At 33.2% G+C, this 18,424-nt stretch carries 16 protein-coding genes; 9 read left to right on the forward strand and 7 right to left on the reverse strand.

What is annotated here, in order from left to right; all coding sequences use genetic code 11:
• Positions 1-104 precede the first annotated feature (104 nt).
• The 7 genes from dut to H4V97_RS09915 all read left to right on the forward strand — a co-directional run bounded on the left by dut (position 105) and on the right by H4V97_RS09915 (position 5,874).
• Positions 105-539 (forward strand): dUTP diphosphatase, encoded by a 435-nt coding sequence (gene dut / locus H4V97_RS09885; protein WP_196851134.1) that lies wholly within the window; start codon positions 105-107, stop codon positions 537-539.
• A 68-nt stretch (positions 540-607) separates the two neighbouring features.
• The gene (locus tag H4V97_RS09890) at positions 608-1,021 is read left to right on the forward strand and encodes a nucleotidyltransferase substrate binding protein (RefSeq protein ID WP_209549617.1); all 414 of its coding nucleotides are present in this window, start codon (positions 608-610) and stop codon (positions 1,019-1,021) included.
• Positions 1,021-1,323: a nucleotidyltransferase domain-containing protein gene (locus H4V97_RS09895; RefSeq protein ID WP_209549618.1), complete on the forward strand. Its 303-nt coding sequence runs from the start codon at positions 1,021-1,023 to the stop codon at positions 1,321-1,323. Before H4V97_RS09890 ends, H4V97_RS09895 begins: the two co-directional genes overlap by 1 nt.
• A gap of 88 nt (positions 1,324-1,411) precedes the next feature.
• Entirely contained in the window at positions 1,412-2,422 is a 1,011-nt protein-coding gene (locus H4V97_RS09900; RefSeq protein ID WP_196851131.1) for a sugar phosphate nucleotidyltransferase, read from the forward strand.
• 40 nt (positions 2,423-2,462) lie between these two features.
• Entirely contained in the window at positions 2,463-3,815 is a 1,353-nt protein-coding gene (locus H4V97_RS09905; RefSeq protein ID WP_196851130.1) for a tetratricopeptide repeat protein, read from the forward strand.
• Positions 3,812-4,597: a DUF4292 domain-containing protein gene (locus tag H4V97_RS09910; protein WP_196851129.1), complete on the forward strand. Its 786-nt coding sequence runs from the start codon at positions 3,812-3,814 to the stop codon at positions 4,595-4,597. The genes H4V97_RS09905 and H4V97_RS09910 overlap by 4 nt, the downstream gene beginning before the upstream one ends.
• 23 nt (positions 4,598-4,620) lie before the next feature.
• Positions 4,621-5,874: a murein hydrolase activator EnvC family protein gene (locus H4V97_RS09915; RefSeq protein WP_196851128.1), complete on the forward strand. Its 1,254-nt coding sequence runs from the start codon at positions 4,621-4,623 to the stop codon at positions 5,872-5,874.
• Between the two features lie 261 nt (positions 5,875-6,135).
• Here the strand turns inward: H4V97_RS09915 and H4V97_RS09920 are convergent, their stop codons facing one another.
• Entirely contained in the window at positions 6,136-6,987 is an 852-nt protein-coding gene (locus H4V97_RS09920) for a polysaccharide deacetylase family protein (RefSeq protein WP_209549619.1), read from the reverse strand.
• Positions 6,988-7,011: 24 nt separating this feature from the next.
• Entirely contained in the window at positions 7,012-8,049 is a 1,038-nt protein-coding gene (locus tag H4V97_RS09925) for a hypothetical protein (protein WP_209549620.1), read from the reverse strand.
• 454 nt (positions 8,050-8,503) lie between these two features.
• Between H4V97_RS09925 and H4V97_RS09930 the strand changes: the two genes are divergently transcribed.
• Complete coding sequence (locus tag H4V97_RS09930; RefSeq protein ID WP_209549621.1) at positions 8,504-9,604, forward strand: alpha/beta hydrolase; 1,101 nt, start codon at positions 8,504-8,506, stop codon at positions 9,602-9,604.
• A gap of 123 nt (positions 9,605-9,727) precedes the next feature.
• Here H4V97_RS09930 and H4V97_RS09935 read toward each other — a convergent pair whose 3' ends face one another.
• Genes H4V97_RS09935 through H4V97_RS09950 form a run of 4 tightly spaced genes read right to left on the reverse strand, consistent with a single transcriptional unit; the run spans position 9,728 to position 14,910 of the window.
• Entirely contained in the window at positions 9,728-11,437 is a 1,710-nt protein-coding gene (locus H4V97_RS09935) for a hypothetical protein (protein WP_209549622.1), read from the reverse strand.
• A complete protein-coding gene (locus tag H4V97_RS09940) occupies positions 11,437-13,428 on the reverse strand; it encodes an McrB family protein (RefSeq protein ID WP_209549623.1) in 1,992 nt (663 codons plus the stop codon). Before H4V97_RS09940 ends, H4V97_RS09935 begins: the two co-directional genes overlap by 1 nt.
• A 1-nt stretch (position 13,429) precedes the next feature.
• Entirely contained in the window at positions 13,430-14,692 is a 1,263-nt protein-coding gene (locus H4V97_RS09945; RefSeq protein WP_209549624.1) for a DNA cytosine methyltransferase, read from the reverse strand.
• Entirely contained in the window at positions 14,689-14,910 is a 222-nt protein-coding gene (locus H4V97_RS09950) for a helix-turn-helix domain-containing protein (protein WP_209549625.1), read from the reverse strand. Before H4V97_RS09950 ends, H4V97_RS09945 begins: the two co-directional genes overlap by 4 nt.
• A 945-nt stretch (positions 14,911-15,855) precedes the next feature.
• On the opposite strand from H4V97_RS09950, the gene H4V97_RS09955 reads away from it, so the two are divergent.
• Complete coding sequence (locus H4V97_RS09955; RefSeq protein WP_209549626.1) at positions 15,856-17,955, forward strand: TonB-dependent receptor family protein; 2,100 nt, start codon at positions 15,856-15,858, stop codon at positions 17,953-17,955.
• 22 nt (positions 17,956-17,977) lie between these two features.
• On the opposite strand, the gene H4V97_RS09960 is transcribed toward H4V97_RS09955, so the two are convergent.
• Entirely contained in the window at positions 17,978-18,421 is a 444-nt protein-coding gene (locus tag H4V97_RS09960) for a c-type cytochrome (protein ID WP_209549627.1), read from the reverse strand.
• Between the last annotated feature and the right edge of the window lie 3 nt (positions 18,422-18,424).

The following is an 18,424-nucleotide window of genomic DNA, read 5'->3' on the forward strand; positions in this document are numbered from 1 at the left end:
GAAAAAGTTCAGAATTAGAAAGGATTTTCACTGCTATCAGGTTTAAAAAAACAAAATAATATGATCGAACAAGTCGCCACTTGTCCCTTTTAAATAAATAAACAATGAAAATAAACATCATCAATAAATCAAATCATAGTTTGCCAAATTATGAAACCAAAGCTTCGGCAGGAATGGACTTAAGAGCCAATTTAACCGATTCTATTATACTAAAACCATTAGAAAGAGCAATTGTAAAAACAGGTCTTTTCATCGAATTACCGATAGGATACGAAGCACAAGTGCGCCCAAGAAGCGGACTCGCTGCCAAAAACGGAATCACCGTTCTTAATTCACCCGGAACTATTGATGCGGATTATCGTGGCGAAATAGGAGTAATTTTAGTAAATTTATCCAACGTACCATTTGTCGTAGAAAATGGAGAACGCATCGCACAACTTATTATTTCCAAACACGAACGAGCCGAATGGTTCGAAGTTCAGGAATTAAATGAAACGTCAAGAGGTGAAGGCGGTTTTGGAAGCACGGGAGTGAAGTAATCAGATTTTAGATCAGAAACATAATTTTTGGATAGAAATTATTAAAGGCAGTCTTTAAAATAAGCTACATGGAGAATCAAGATATTAGATGGAAACAACGCTTTGATAATTTTAGCAGAGCAATTAATCTATTACGAGAGCCGTTTGAAAAGGATCTGTCAACTTTGTCTCAACTCGAGAAAGAAGGAATAATTCAACGTTTTGAATTTACTTTCGAGTTGGCATGGAAAACTTTAAAAGATTATATGGAAAACGATGGACTCCTTTTAGATACCATTTCTCCAAAAGGAGTGCTTAAAGATGCCTATCAAGCTAAATATATCAATAACATAGCAGTATGGCTGAAAATGATTAATGATAGAAATTTAATGAGTCATACGTATAATTTTGCCACATTCGAAAAAATAATTAACTCTATTAAAGAGGAATATCTTGCTGTATTAGATGAATTTTATTTTAAATTATTAGAAAAAAGAATCTAATGAAATATGGGATTAGTGATGAGAATTTAAATCTGTTGAAAAATATATTCGAGAAGTATGATACTATCGAAGAGGTTATTCTTTATGGCTCGCGAGCAAAAGGGAATTATTCAGATAGAAGCGATATTGACTTAGCAGTTAAAGGCAATGGTATTGATAGACATTTAATAGGAGCTGTTTCATTAGAAATTAGTGATTCAGATTTTCCTTTTAAAATAGATTTACAGGACATTTCCGAAATAAATAATCTAAAACTTTTAGAACATATCAACCGAGTCGGACAAATTTTTTATAAAAAATAAAATCAAAAAATCATAAAATTTGAAAGGTTTAAAAGTGATTAAAAATCATATCATTTTTTAAATTATTCAATCATTAAAAAAAACAACAATGAAAATAATAGTACCAATGGCAGGACGTGGATCTCGCCTTAGACCACATACCTTAACTATTCCAAAACCATTAATTCCAGTCGCAGGAAAACCAATTGTCCATAGATTAGTGGAAGATATTGCAGGGGTTCTGAATCAAGAAATTGAAGAAGTAGCCTTTATAATTCATGAAAGTTTTGGTAAAAAAGTAGAAGAAGAATTAGTTGCAATTGCCGAGAAATTAGGAGCCAAAGGAACTATTTATTATCAAAATGAAGCACTTGGAACGGGACATGCCATTATGTGTGCCAAAGATTCCTTAAGTGGACCGGCGGTTATTGCATATGCTGACACTTTAATTCGTGCCGATTTCGATTTAGACACCACTGCCGACAGTGTTATTTGGGTAAAACAAGTGGATGAACCAGAAGCTTTTGGTGTAATCAAGTTAAACGACTTAAATGAAATAGTAGAATTAGTAGAAAAACCAAAAGAATTTGTTTCGGATTTAGCTGTGATTGGGATTTATTACTTCAAAGATATTGCCGTGTTGAAAAACGAGTTGCAATTGGTGTTAGATAATAACATTATTCACGGCGGCGAATATCAAATAAATGACGGAATTAAGCAAATGATGGCAAAGGGCATGAAATTTGTACCGGGTAAAGTAGACGAATGGATGGATTGCGGAAACAAGAACGTGACCGTTGAAACTAATTCCAGAATGTTGGGTTTTTTACATAATGATGGGGCGCATTTAGTGGACTTTGACGTGAAACTCGAAAATTCAACCATTATACCGCCTTGTTACATTGGAAAAGATGTGGTGTTGATTAATGCAACCGTTGGACCCAATGTGTCATTAGGAAACGGATGTCATGTGCAAAACAGCACCATAAAAAATAGTTTGGTGCAAACTCATTCGCATATAATAAATGCCAATTTGGATAACGCCATGATCGGGAATCATGCCAGTTTTGATGGTAATTTTACGAGTATCAGTATTGGAGATTATTCGGTATTGGAATAGATTTTGCTTAATAATCCCAAAGAGGGGGAAATAGAAACAAATGAAGAAACTTTCATTTTTATTTATGTTTTTCGTTTTGCAATGCAATTCCGCTTTGCTATTGGCACAAATTCAACCCGAGGAAGTTAAACTGGATAAGGACCAGTTTGAGGATTCGTTTTATGAGTCATTGATTCAAAAAGGAATTGAAAATTACGACAAAGCAATTGTTGCTTTGGATAAATGTGTAAAATTACAGCCCAATAATGCAACGGTATATTTTGAATTGGGAAAAAATTATTTAGCATCCAAGGATTATAGAAATGCTTACAGTTCATTTGAACATGCCACCCAAATTGACCCCACCAATGAATGGTTTTGGGTGGGAATGTATGATGTGAGTTATGCAACCAGGAATTTCAGTCAGGCTATAACTGTTATCAATAAACTGGTTACATTCGATGTCAAATATAAGGAGGATTTAGCATCGCTTTATATGGCCACCAATCAGTTTGACAAAGCGTTAGCGCTCATTAATGAATTGAATGACACTTCCGGTAAAACGGAAAGACGAGAGTTATACAAAATGCAGATTTTATCCGAAGGGAAATATCAAAACACGGAAATATCAAATCTGGTAACCCAAATTGAGAAAAACCCCAAAGAAGAATCTAATTACATTGCATTAATAAATATATATACCAGAAATAACGAAGAGGAAAAGGCATTTGATACCGCCAGAAAATTAGCAGAAGCAATCCCAACATCGGAGTGGGCGCAAGTGAGTTTGTTTAAAATTTATTTAGACAATAACGAAGCTCAAAAAGCAATAAATGCAATGAATATCGCTTTGTCCAGTGGCAAAATAGATTCAAAAATTAAGCATAGAATGTTGAATGAGTTTTTGATTTTTACCGATAAAAACCCTCAGTATTCCGCAGATTTAGAAAAGGCAATCGGTTATTTTGATTCGGATAAAGAAGTTAATGTGGCAAAGGAGATTGGGAAGTTTTATCAAATTAAAAAACAATGGGATAAAGCCATTAAATATTATGAAAAAGCTTTAAAAAACGGAAATTCAGAAGAAATCGAAACGAATTTGCTTTTGCTTCAAGCATATACCGAAGTAAAACAATTTGAATTAGTCGCCAAAAAAGCCATGTCGATGATCGAGTCGTTTCCATCACAGCCCCAATTTTATTATTATTTGGGTTTGGCAAATAACCAATTGAAGCAATTTAAAAAAGCGAAAGAGATTTTGGAAATGGGAATGGATTATTTAGTAGACGACAAAACACTGGAGATAAATTTCAATATTCAGCTTGGTGAAGCATACAATGGTTTAGGAGATGCGACAAAAAAAGAACTGTATTTTTCTAAAGCCAATCAATTATTAAAAGAAAAAAAACAATGAAAAAAATTTCAATACTAGTAGTACTTGTCCTCGTGATGGCGTCATGCAAAACGAAAGCCATTGCAGTAGCGGCAAGCAATGAGCCAAGCACTGCGGCTAACAAGATGACGGCTAAAAAAATAATAGAAAATCATTACAACAATAAAAACAATTTTTCTACATTATATATTAAGTCAAATGCGCGATATGCCGATGACAAACAGACACAAAACGTTACCGCCGAAATAAAAATCAAGAAAGACGAACAGATTTTGATAAGCATTCGTTTTCTGGGAATTACAATGGCAAAAGCATTGATAACACCAACATCAGTTAGTTATTACGAGAAAATCAACAGCAGTTATTTTGAAGGTAATTTCAGTGGTTTGAGTCAATGGTTAGGTACTGATTTGGATTTTAATAAAATTCAAAACATGTTGATAGGAGATGCAATTGATGATTTGAATAAAGGAAAATACACGGAGTCACTGATAGAACAAACGTACAGATTAGACGATATTTCGAGTAATAATACTAAAAAATCGTTCTTCTTTGATGCTGATAAATTCTTGGTTAAAAGTCAGGAAATAACGCAAACTGCCGAAAACAGAATGATAAAAGTAGCGTATGCAGACAGCAAAGTGTATAATGAGGCTACATTGCCCACGAATGTTCTAATAAACACTTTTCAGAAGAAAGGTAAAACCGAAATAAATTTAGATTACAACACCGTATCCTTCAATGAAGAACTTTCTTTTCCTTATAGTGTTCCAAATGGGTATAAAAGAATTATAATTAAGTAAATTTGTAAAAATATTTTTTTAGTATGCCAAAATTTCTCCTAAGCCTAATTTTAATATGCACTACTTCACTGCTGTGGAGCCAAGAATCACAACAAGAAAAATTAGAAGCACGAAAAGCTCAAATTCAAAAAGAAATCCGCGAAAACGAAAAGCTTTTGCAGAGCGTTAAGAAAAAAGAAAAAAGTGCCGTAAATGTCATTGTAATCCAAAGCACTAAAATAAAGCTAAAGGAAAAACTAATTGCCACTACCGAAAAGCAAACGAAGCTTTTGGGGAATGACATGTATGTTAATCAAGTAAAGATCAATAAGCTAAAAGGGGAATTGGAAGTCCTCAAAGCAGATTATGCTAAGATGATTGTAAAATCATATAAAAGTCGCTCTGAAGAAAGTAGAGCAATGTTCATTTTGTCGTCTGAGAATTTTTTGCAGGCTTACAAAAGAGCGCAATACATGAAGCAGTACACCAATTATCGCAAAATGCAAGGAGAGGAAATAAAATCAAAATCCGATCAACTTCTTGATTACAATGGTAAATTGAATGTGCAAAAAACAGCCAAACAAAAACTGATTGCCGAAAAAGAAAAGGAACGCTTATCTCTAGAAAAAGAGAAAAGAGAGCAAGAAAAAGTAGTTAGTTCTATTAAAAAGGATAAAACTAAAATTCAGGCTGAAATTAGAAAAAAACAGCAAGAGTCTCGTTTAATCGACAGACAAGTGAATCGAATAGTGCGTGAAGCCATTGCAGCCGCCAATAGAAAAGCAGCATTGGAAAGAGCGAAGGCCAATCCAAGTGCACCGGTTTCTAGAGCGCCAGTTTCCAGTACAAAAATAGAATTGACCCCAGAAGCTAAATTAATTGCGGATAACTTTAGATCCAATAGAGGTAGATTGCCTTATCCGGTAGAAAAAGGATTTATATCATTGGGTTATGGAGACCAGCCTCATCCTGTTTTTAGTACGTTGACAATTCACAACAGTGGTGTTGAAATTACAACAGAGCAGGGTTCTAATGCCAGAGCGGTATTTGGAGGAGAAGTAACAAGTGTTATTGTAATATCGCCTTTAAACAAAGCAGTAATGGTACAACACGGAGATTTCTTTACGGTATATCAAAACTTGAGTTCCGTTTCGGTGAGTAAAGGGGATAAAGTGAGCATTAAGCAAAGTTTAGGTAGAGTAAGAACTAACAGTGAAACAGGAAAAACAATTATCAAATTTTTAATCCTGCAAAACACAACTTACAATAATCCACAGAGTTGGTTGTCACCAAGGTAATCACAATAATAAAGAACAAGGGAAGTGAATCTATTGGATACACTTCCTTTTTTATTTCCAAATAACAAACAGCATTTCGGGATTATACAATTCAGGAAGCTGTTTTTTTGTACACTTAAAAAATGGATATATTCATTACTGATAACTAGGTTTCATTTGCAAGTGAAACGAATAAAAAAACGCCCTATTCTTATGATGAGAATAGGGCGTTACTTTTTTATAAGCTAGAATGAAAACTAACTTGCGCATTCATTATAATTATTAGTAAAAAGAAGATTTTATAGCTTCCATAGTGCTTGGCGTAGACCATTGACCAGCAACAATAATACGTCTAATCGTATACAAAGGATTAACAGAATCTCTTTTTGTTGCTAAAATATAGGCCATTTGGTATCCACTCTTTTTTATCTCAGGAATCGCCGCTTTATTCCACAAGCCAAATGGGTATGCAAAATAGGTCACTGGCTTGCCAATGATTTCTTCCAATTTAGCTTTTGGTTTGACCAATTGTGTATTCCAGTCGTCACCAGCATATTTAGTCACCATATGATGATCCCAAGTATGGGCTGCAACAACATTTCCACTATCGGATAAACTTTTAATTTGCTCTTTACTCAAATAGTTAGGACGATTAATTGAAACGGTCATTACAAAGAATACTCCTTTGAAACCATATTTTTTCATTTCGGCAGCACCAATGCTAAATTGTTCTCCTCGAGTATCGTCAAAGGTGATCATTACCGGATTTGAAGGCAATGGGGCATCATATACAAGATAGTCATACAGTTGATTGGGCAAAATACTATGGTAACCGGCATCTGATAAGGCTTTCATTTGCTGAGCAAAATTGGCTGGTGAAACAGTATATGTTTTTGTCATTTCACCATCACCTGCTTTAAGTTCTTTAATATTATGATAGCATAAAATAGGCACTTCTTTTTTGGAAAGAATCTTCACCGCGTCATTGGCAGTCGTTTTTTGCGGTGTTGTTTTTGTTACAGCAGCCGCAGTTTCTGTAGCTTCAGCAGCTTCAGTTTTGGGTTTATCAGATTTTGTGTTACAGCTCACCAATAAAAAAATACTGGCAAAAACTAAAAAAGCACTCTTTTTCATAAATCGAAAATTAATTTAAAGGAATTATTGGTATTGGATGTAGCTAGGTTTTGGAGTGAATTTAACCAATTCATCCGGAGTGTACATCACCCAGTTTTTTCTGATATCATTTTTGTAAAACAATTTGAAGCCAGTAAACTGAACCGGTTCTCTATAAATATAACTCATGTAAGAATCCTTCTTAAGTACTTTATCACCAAATCCGTCCATGTGCATTATCACTTGAACCTCTGGTACTGTTTTTATTTTTTTATAGTTGGTTACCATTCCTTGGGTAAAACGGTGTACGATAAGTATTTTTGGAGTCAATTTGTTTTTACGAACAAGGTTGGCCAAAATATCGATGGCATCATTGATATCATCTGCAGTAAAAGTTCCAATTTTTGAACCAGGAATCTCTCCGTGTTTCAATGAAAATTCAGGATCAATTCCTAAATGAACATTTGGCTTTGCAAGATATTCTTCCAGTGCGGTAACTTCGTCTTTTACATTACTGTGTCCTACTTGAATATCAACAAAAACCAAAGCATTAATAGGTTTTGCCCAACTTATAATCGTGTCAATTTGTTTAAATGGCATTCTCATGCGGTGCTTATTGTCCTTACCTGCAGCGCCTTGAGCGGTAACAGCGATGTAATGCAAAGCCGGAATCGCCTTAACAGATGGATCTGCTTTTTGCCATTTAGCTACTTCGCCTTGTAATTTTTTAATCATGTCGGCTCTAGGAATTTCTCCTAAAATCCCCATTCTCTTAGAATATAAGTTTCCGTAAAAAGCAATGATACGGTTGTACGGTAACACTGCACCAGGCAAAGGGTAAGGTGTTTTTACAGGCCATCTTCCGGTTGTGTCATTATTGCTTAAAGCCAACATACGCTTGTTGTAATCGGCGGTGTCAATAGTTGTGGCTACTGGTTTTTGTACAGAATCAACTGCTACATCTGTTGTTTTTTCTTTTGTGTTTCCTTCTGCTTTTTCATTGTCAGCCGCTTTGCTAAAATTGCAACTCGAAACAAATAATAATACTGGAAGGATAAGGAATGCAATAACCGGCTTTTTCATAAATTAATTCTCTTTGATTTTCAATGCAAATATAAAGTATTTTTAAGAACGCTTGGTCCATTAAAATAGTATTCAAAGGGGATTTTTTTATATAATTTACGGATTTTGATAATGAGTTTCATTTTCCGTAGGATATGTTATCCATGCAGCATTCCTTTGATTTGCAGAATTGTAAAAATTAGTAAGAAGAATAGGTTTAATAGCAGTTTCATTTGGCATTAAAATCAGTCTTTTCAAAAATTTGCTAGTAATTTCTGCTATTACGGATGTTACTATCGATTTTAATTTCCTAACTTTATATTCCGTTAATTTTATTTAAATGCTTTATAATCAGCATTTAGTAGGTGAGTTCGAGAAACTGCAAAAGTCCCGCAAACAATACCCGAAAATGAGGGGAGATGACCATACTAATTTTAATAACAAATAAAATCTGATTAATCTAAAATTCACCAACATGAAAACAACCTCATTTTTAAAGCTAACAGCAGGATTTTTTTGTATGACAATTGCATTATCATCCTGTAATAAATCAGCTAATTTGTCTAATGAAACCAAAAAAGAGAACATGGGAACAACAACAGAAACAATGGAAGTAAAAGATTTTGCAACAGACCCTCATATCGATAAAGGGACAAAGGAATTTTTGAAAGTTTTAAATACGGGCGGAACGCCTGTGGAGCAACTTTCTAAAGAAGACGCACGAAATGTTCTTGTAAAAGCACAAGCATCCGTGAAAGTGGATGTTTCAGGAATTGATGAATCAGAAAAAACCATTACTGCAGACGGGCATACTGTAAAACTAAACATTGTACGTCCTGCAGGTGTCAAAGAAAAATTACCGGTTTTTATATTTCTCCATGGTGGTGGATGGATATTAGGAGATTATCCTACTCATAAAAGATTAGTTCGCGACCTGGTTGTACTTTCCGGATGTGCCGCGGTATTTGTAAACTATACGCCCTCACCCGAAGCTAAATACCCACAGCCGCTAAATGAAATCTATGCGGCAACTAAATGGGTGGCCGAGCATGGGGATGAAATAAATGTTGATGGTAAAAAACTAGCTGTTGTAGGGAATAGTGTAGGAGGGAATATGGCAATCGCTACTGGTTTGATGGCTAAAGAAAAAAAAGGTCCAGAAATAAAATTGATGGTATTGCTTTGGCCTGTTGCCGATTCAGGATTTGATACGGACTCGTATAAAATGTATGCCAAGGACCGATTTTTAACCGCACCGTTAATGAAATGGATGTTTGACCAATATACCACTGATCCTAAACAACGTAAAGAAATATATGTGTCGCCCTTACAGGCCACAGTGGAACAGTTACAAGGACTTCCTCCAACATCGATTCACGTGGCCGAAAATGATATTCTACGGGATGAAGGAGAAGCATTAGGCAGAAAACTGGATGAAGCAGGTGTCGATGTCAGCACGATACGTTATAATGGGGTGATTCACGATTTTGGAATGTTAAATGCCCTTGCTGAATTGCCTACCACTCGCATCATGCTTGAAAATGCTGCAGCGAAACTCAAAAAAAGCCTTAAATAATCAAGTACATTGTGGCGCCCTTTTGGCGCCATAATTTTTATGATAAAGTGGTAAATAGAGAAACCGATGCTTTAATGAATTGTTAAAGCAAAAGCTTATTGTCTATCGAAGATGACCTCTAGATTACTCAGCAAGGTCTGCGCTCAAAGTTTTAATTATAATCGAAGGATTTTTAATAAATTCGTTAAGTGTTTCATCTTCATTGAATTTTGCAATCAGCAATTTATTATCAGAAGTATAAAAACATTTTCCATTTAGTAATTTGAAATTATTATTTACTATTGCTCCTGCTTTTTTCTTCACAATTTCTAATTCATAAATTTGAAAGCCAGACTTACTGCTGTCATTAAAAAAATCAACAAACTGTTTTCTAAAATCCTTTTTAGTTTTATGCCTAAACTCCTTAATTCTGCTTTCGTTAAAAGTTGAATAAGATTTCAAAACATACAAGAAATTGATTTTATATTGATGGACAAATAATGTATCTCTATCAAATAATCTATCATCAAAATGAAACGATTTAATAGGAAATTCTTTTTTGCGTGTTAAATTAGTTTCATCAAAATCATTTACATTTTCAATGTAGCCATAGATAAAAAAATTAGGCGTTAGGTTATAGCCTTCTGTTATCTCATCTCTGTATCTTATGTTTTTCTTGTAAACTTTACCATCATTTAGTAAATCAATATTAAATTGAATTACATTTTTAGCATAAGTAAATTGTTTGTATTTTGATAAGTTACCAGCTTCTGAGTTTGATTTATAATACTTTGAATCTCCAATGTAAAAGATGTTTGAAGTGTCTATCAAAGATTGGCCTTCATAAATATGATCGATGATTTTACCGTCATTATTGTATTTTAAATCATCTAATGAAATTTTCTCATGGTCAATTTCCTTTTTCTCATCTAATTTGTCGGAAAATAATTTATCAACCATATCTTCAAATACGATATTATAATTTTTAACGGAAATAAACTCCTCTTTTTTTCTTTTATAACTACTTGTATCTGTTTGCTGAAAATAGATTTCACAGAGGGAATACATTCTTTTGAGTATGTCAGAGAAATAACGATGTTTAATTTTTCTAAGTTTAGATAATCCTGATTTTTGAAGATTTTCAAAAGCACTTGCTTTTATTAAAGTATAACTTGGATCTATCTTTAAATGAAGTTCATGTTCGTTGTTAAAGCGATTTAATATTGAGAAAAAGTAAATGATTAACTCTTCTTCAGAATTTATTATTTTCTTTTTGTTTCTAATTTCTGGATAAAACGGTGTGTTAGAAGAATCTAAAAATGGCAAAGATTTTCTAAAGGTTTTCTCCCATTTTGGTTTTTTAGCTTGGTTCGATTTGAATTCAATATGTTTAAATAAAATAGTGGTTTTGTTTTTCTTGTAAAAGTTGACAAAACTCAAAAGCAAGTCTAAATAAGTGTATTCATTATTTCCAAGGGTGGTATTCAATTCAAAACTATGACTTGTTTCTATAATTATATTGTCTGAATATCTCCGTTTATATTCTTTTAGACTATTGTAGAAATATATTAAAAGTTGGCGAATCCAGCGGTATTCTTCCTTAAGTTTAAAAGTTTCATTGGCTTGAAAATTAAACAAATCATCTTTCGAAATACCAAAAACAGTATTACCACAATCATCCTTCATAAAAACTTTTGGCAAAAAATATACCAATTCATTTTTATCAAAAGAATGATAATATCCTACAGAATTGATAACTCCTTCAATTCCTTTTTGAATATAAAATTTTGAATCGTCAAGAATAGTTTCTAAGTCCGAAACAGGATATTTTTCGCCTTCAATTAGAACTTTCATTACTCTGTTTCAGGTTTTAATACTCCCTTAAAATCATTAGTTTTCAAGATTTCTAAAATCAATTCTTTTCCTTTTGTTTCAATTGGGAAAAAATCTTCATAATGCATTCCTTCTTTAAATATAGAATCTGCTTGATCTTCATCTTTAAAAACATCGTTCCAAAGATAGAAAACAGCTTTATTTACAAATTCTTTTAAACTTATTTCATTTTCTTCCGGTTTTATAAAATAGTTTCCAATACATTTATCTGGACCGAGATTTCTATTTCCTTTTATTTTTTGATTAACTGCTTTAATAAATTCGATCCAATTGAAAGAATTGGTTTCGTCTATTTTCACAAAATAATTTGAAGATTTATTGGCCTCATTTTTATCGTAGCAAATAGGGATATATTCCCAATCCCATCTTCTTTTAAAAGCACTATCCATAGGGAATAATGATTGGTCAGAAGTATTCATCGTAGCTAATAAACTTAAGTTTGTAGGTAATTTTAAGCCGTTTTTTATACCATCGTGGTTTTTACCAAGTTTGCTTTCTAAATAGTGACGTAATTCATTTGAAGGAGAAACAGTATAATTACTATTTCTATCTAATAACTGAAAAATATCTCCAAATATTTCAGCACAATTGCCACGATTAATTTCTTCTATAGCTAGATAATATTGATTTCTGCGGTCATTCCATGCTCTTTCATAAATATTTGTAAATGCCTGAGGAACGAATTTATAGTTCACTACGTTTTCAATAAAATCTTTATTGTCTTCATCTTTATGATTAATTCTTTCAGAAACTGGTCTATAACCTCCAACGAAAGAAGAATTATCGAACTCTGGATGAAAAGTTATTCTTTCATAATATTTTTGATCTAAATCTTTCAAAGTTTGTTCAACTTTGTATGATTTACCCGTTCCTGGCGAACCATAATAAATTATATTTTCAGGTTTTGTTAATGAAGATATTTCATTTAATGAAGATTTTTCAAGCAGTTCATAAATACTATCTTTCTTTACAATTTTCAGTTTATTATTCGAAACATGAGAAAGTAATCTATTGAAATTTTCGAGCGATAATCCTCTACCGTTATCAGCACCGTTCCATTGAGTGGTAAAATAAGAATTTTCATTTCCCAAAACTTTTATTTTTTCTTCTATAAATCGAGGTGTTCCACTTGATTTTAATCCATCAATAGTTTGTTCTTTGTCAAAAAGTCCGAGTAATGTTTCAAAACCAAAATAGCTATTCAATGAGAAACCTTTATATTTTCTATCTTCGATTTTTGTGTCTTTGATTTCATGATTCATTAAGACCTTATCTTCTCCATATTTATTTAAAATAAATTTAAAGCTGTCAAAAATTATTGTTCTTAAAATTTTATTTTCTAAAATGGTAGTATAAGTTTCATTTATAGAGTTGCTTCTTAACGAATTATAATCATCTTCTAGAATTTTAACTAAATCTTGATGCTCACTCAAAGAATATGCTAAATCAGCAATATATGATTGTGAATTGTGAATTACACTAGCTAGATTTAAAATTGCAGATACGAAATAATCACCTCTGTCTATAGTTTTACTTCCATACCACCAATCGTAATCGGTTAAGAATTGATTAAATCTACTTAAGTCATTATTTTCACTGATTGCGGCAGTAATTTTAGCTTCTGTGCCATGGTCAATGATTTCATCTTCCCTAATCTGCTTAATTGTTTCTTTGCTAATACCTAATTCATTTACCTTGTTCTTATATGTCTTTAAAGCTGAAATGTAATTATTAAAAAAGGATGCTATTACAAACCATTGATTGGGAACAATGATTAACAAATTAGTTGAGGTAGTTACAACAGAGGTATAGTTATAAAACTTTATGTTGTAATTAGGAAGTAGTTTTCTAAAAGTTGATTTGAATTTATCTGAAAAAACAAATTCATTTTTATCGTAATTATCACTTTTTTGTTTAGCCTCTTGTGCTAATTGATTAAGATTTTCTAACATATTACATTAATTGTTTTTGTATTTCATTAAAAACAGTCTGTATTACTGGTACAGATACACTGTTTCCGAATTGTTTGTATGCTTGATTGTCTGATACTGGAATAAGAAAATCACTTGGATATCCTTGTAAATTCGCAGCTTCTCTTGGTGTTAACTTTCTAGGGTTTGCGTTTTTTTGTTCAATTAAAATTTCACTTCCATCTTTATAATACCTTGCAGAAATTGTGCTTGTGTAAGTTGAGTTTTCATTGACTGATGAAAATCCAAATCCATTACCTTTTTCTTTATGTTCTTTTCTTCTTCTAATATGACCAGCGTACAATTTGTCTGAAATAGTGTATTTTTCTTCGGGTTTATTGATAAGTATGGAACCAACATTTGTTTCCTTAATATCTTTTAAGTCTTCTTTTTTGTAGATGATTTCATTATCTCTATCGATTCCAAGAGGAAAGTTAAAAGATTTTGTATCGTCTTTTAACCAACCAATTATAAAAATTCTTTCTCTATTCTGAGGGACACCGAAATTTCTAGAATTAAGAATTTCATATTTCGTTTCGTAACCAAGTTTCTCAAGAGTTTTGATTATAGTTTTTAAAGTATTCCCTTTATCGTGGTTTTTTAATCCTTTAACATTTTCAAGGAATACAATTTTTACAGGATTTTCAGTTTCTCTTCTACTGTTTATGATATCAACTACATCAAAAAATAGAGTACCGCGTGTGTCTTCAAATCCTTTTTTTAAACCAGCATGTGAAAAGGGTTGACAAGGAAAACCTCCACACAAAACATCAAATTCTGCAGGAATATATCTTTTAGTGCTTTCTTTTGTGATGTCACCAAAAGGAACCTGCCCAAAATTTGCTCTGTAAGTTGTTTGTGAAAACTTATCCCATTCCGATGTAAAAACACATTCGCCTCCTAAATTTTGCAATGCCAGTCTGAAACCACCTATTCCTGCAAATAAATCTATAAATGTAAAAGTAGGATTTGTTGGTGCAGGAAAAGGTACAGTTTCAATTTCAAAAAGTAAATGTTGTTCAGCTGTATCTTCAACTAGATTTATGTTCTCTACTTCATTTTTGTATGTAGTAATTTCTTTTAAATATTGAGTAGCTTCTTCTTCAAAGTGAGTTTGTATCCCATTACGACGGTTTTGTAGATAATGAGTTAGAACAGCTTTTTTATTATCAACTTCTACTGTAAATCTTATTTTGAATTTTTTTCCGTCAAATTCATCAATCGATACTTTCTCTGTCATTTTCATTTCTTAAAATTATTATCATTGAAAAATGCCATGAAATCAGTATCGAGAGCAATAATTATTTTCTCTAATATTTTCACTGTGACATTTCTTTTTCCGGTTTCTACTCCAGTCATATAAGTTCTATCTACCTCTGCAATATTGGCTAAAGCTTCCTGAGAAATGTTTTTTTCTTTGCGCAATTCTCGAATCCTATCACCAATTTTGATGTTTATATCCATTATTATTTTTTAATTGAGAGTGAAACAAATCTATCTGAATGTTACTTTTTGTACAACGGCTTATGAGTCACGTCGAGAAATGTTGTAACAAATTTTGTAGTTAAATTAAATGTAACTTGGTATTGGAAAAAGAGGCTGTTTTCGGGAATCAATAATTCTTTTGAAACTCAAATCCCCTAGCCCTGATCGCAGTGAAACTCCTTATGAAATAGCCTTGAATTTTTTCTTTGGCTAAAAGAGCGACCAACGGAAGCTCCTTTTTGGCCGTAGAAAAAACAAGGATAGGAATAAGAGTGCAGCGTAGAGCGGGAGTAGCTCCTAATTATTTTTTGGCGACTGGAATGTCCTAAAAGCAAAAAAGACCACCGTTTCCGATAGTCTCTTTTTCACTTTACGACAATTGTTAACCAAAACCCCATCATAACAATGGTAAGCCGAAAAGCAATAAAATATTTTAAAATAAACTTTGGAGGGAAGCTCTACCGGATTTGGTCAGCAAAATGTTTCACTCAAGAACAAATTACAAATGAATTCGGTTTTTGGAACTTCCCTAAATCAGCACGCTGTTTCCAAAGTTTTATCGGTTTATTTTTCTGATTTATTGGAATTTTTTCAAAACCAATTGCTTAAATCGTTACAAACATAAGGTACTCGATTGTAGGTATTTTACGGGAAACCGTAAAGGGTTGATTTTTTTTTAAATTAAATGCTAAGGCAAGAGTAAAAGAATAAAATCAAGTCTTAAATGCAAATGTGATGAAGTGATTTTATTTTGGAATTATATAGGAATGAAGTGGTAAAAGTCAGAAACAAAGACCATCAATGCTGGTAGTCTTGTGATGCTTTTTGGGTAAGTATAAATTAATCGTTGCTTCCACAAACCGAATTTCAACTTGTACGCTGTTTTGTAAGATAAAAGAAAACGCTAACTTTATAAAAGTTTTTATGTATCTAAATACCAAACAATTGTTCAAAAACTCCCTTTCTTTGCTTCTTTTTTTATGTAGTGCTACTGCTGTTTTGGGGCAAATAAAAAAAGATACTATAACACTCTCAGAAATCACCTTGAAGGGTTCGCCTATCAAGAATGTGCTTCAAAATGCTGCTTCCTCCGTTTCGGTGATTACTGCGGCTGATATCAATAAAAGTGACGGAATTATATTGACTCCGGTTTTAAACAAAATCCCCGGCGTTACCATGCAGCAAGGTGCTTTGAATACCAACAGGATTACTATTCGTGGCATAGGTGCGCGATCGCAATACGGAACTAATAAAATAAAAGCCTATTTTGATGGGATTCCATTGAGTTCCGGTGAAGGCGAAACCACAATTGACGATATTGATTTAGCCTCAGTCGAAAAACTGGAAATTATAAAAGGACCAAATTCCACTAGTTTTGGTTCTGGTTTGGGTGGAGTGATTCAATTGTTTTCAAAAGAAACTCCTTTGTTAGAATCCTTTGGCAAATCTACGGTTACTTTTGGAAGTTTTGGTTTGTTACAGCAACGACTTTCGGCAGGATACAGTGATGCTAAAGTAAATCTATTTGCCAGTTACGCGGATTTAGAAACGGATGGATTTAGAGCCAACAGTTCCTATAAACGGAAAACATTCAACCTACACGGCAAGCAACAAATAAGTTCCAAAGGGAATTTGTCCTTTTTAGGCATTTTCACCCGTTTGAAAGCATTTATTCCGAGTTCTATTAATGAAACCGATTTGAAAAATAATCCGGAGAAGGCAGCCGCCACTTGGGCAGCGGCACAAGGTTTTGAGTCGTATGATAAATTGCTACTCGGATTGAAATACGACCATCAATTTTCCGAAAAATGGTCGCTACAAACTAGTGTTTTTTCTAATTTTAAAGACGCTTACGAACCCAGACCTTTTGATATTTTAGATGATAAAACAAGTGCGGTAGGTTTTCGATCCCATGTCAATTTTAAAGACGAAATTTTTTCGTTACCCTTTGAAATGAGTTTAGGTACCGAATTGCTAACTGAAAAATACGAGTATTCCCTTTTTAAAAATTTGTACCAATCGCAACCGGGTCAAGGCAGTATAAAAGGCGATGCGTTCAGCACTATCAAGCAAAATAGACAGTACGGAAACTACTTTTTACAGATGGAACTTTGGATTTCAGAAAAGCTACATTTAGAAACGGGTATGGCGTTCAACGTTACTAAATATTCGTTAGAAGATGTTTTCGAAAATAATGCTAATAGTCAAAAAATGCCATTTACTTTTGGAAATGTTTGGTCACCAAGAGTTGGTTTGTCGTATCAAGCAAGCAAAGGAAAAAATATATTTACATCAATCAGCAAAGGATTTTCGGTTCCATCAGTCGCTGAAACATTGACTCCTGAAGGTCAAATAAACACCGATTTGAAACCAGAAATAGGTTGGAATTATGAATTGGGTTTCAAAGGAAATTGGCTTACAAATAAACTATACACCGAAGTAACGTTTTATACCGCACAAATTAAAAATTTATTGGTGGCACGACGCACTGCCAATGATCAGTTTGTGGGGATTAATGCGGGAAGTAGTTCCCACTCAGGGTTAGAATTATTGGTGAATTATAAACTTTTAGAACTGACCCAACTTCAAATCACTCCTTATTTTTCAGCATCGGTGAATAATTTTAAATTCAAAGAATTTTTGGATGGTGATGCTGATTATTCGGGAAACCAACTTACGGGCGTTCCCGAAAAGCAATTTAATTTTGGAGTAGATTTAACCACAAAAAACGGATTTAGTGTCAACACCTCTTTCCGAACGATGGGCAAAATTCCGTTGAATGATTCCAATACAAAATACAGTGAACGGTATTCGTTGCTTGATATTAAAACGACGTACGTTTTTACGATTCTTAAAATCCTGAAAACAGAGTTGAATGCCGGAATTAATAATGTATTTGACTCGAAATATGCAGCTAATATTTTGCCTAACGCTATAGGTTTTGGTACTGCTGCTCCACGTTATTTTTATCCCGGAAATCCCGTCAATTATTATGGAGGTTTTTCAGTCGCATATCTTTTTTAGATAGCAATCCCAAGTCCGTGTTTTATTTTTTAATGGCAGCGACTTCTTTCGCTGTAACGACTTTCGTTTGTTTATTGCTCCAAGAAGTCATGATGTAATTCATCACATCGGCAACTTCCTGATCCGAAAGTCCCATGGCTGGCATGCTGCTATTGTACTTAATTTTATTGACAGTTATTTCGCCACTTTGTCCAAATTTCACAGCAGCAATACTTTGATTTCTTTTCTTTTTTAACCAATCAGAACTAGCGAGAGGAGGGAAGTTTTTAGTATCGCCCTTGCCATTGGCACCATGACATTGCATACAAAAATCAGCATAAATTTCTTTTCCGGTTGATTGAAATTTTGAAATAATAGCCGTTTTAGTATTCAAGTCAATATACTTTTCATGTTGAAAATGGTTTTCGAATGAAATGCTTCCCAATACAAATACTCCAAATCCCAAAAATAATTTCGTTGTTAGCATCGT

It is taken from the genome of Flavobacterium sp. CG_23.5 (assembly GCF_017875765.1).
Classification (GTDB): Bacteria; Bacteroidota; Bacteroidia; order Flavobacteriales; family Flavobacteriaceae; genus Flavobacterium.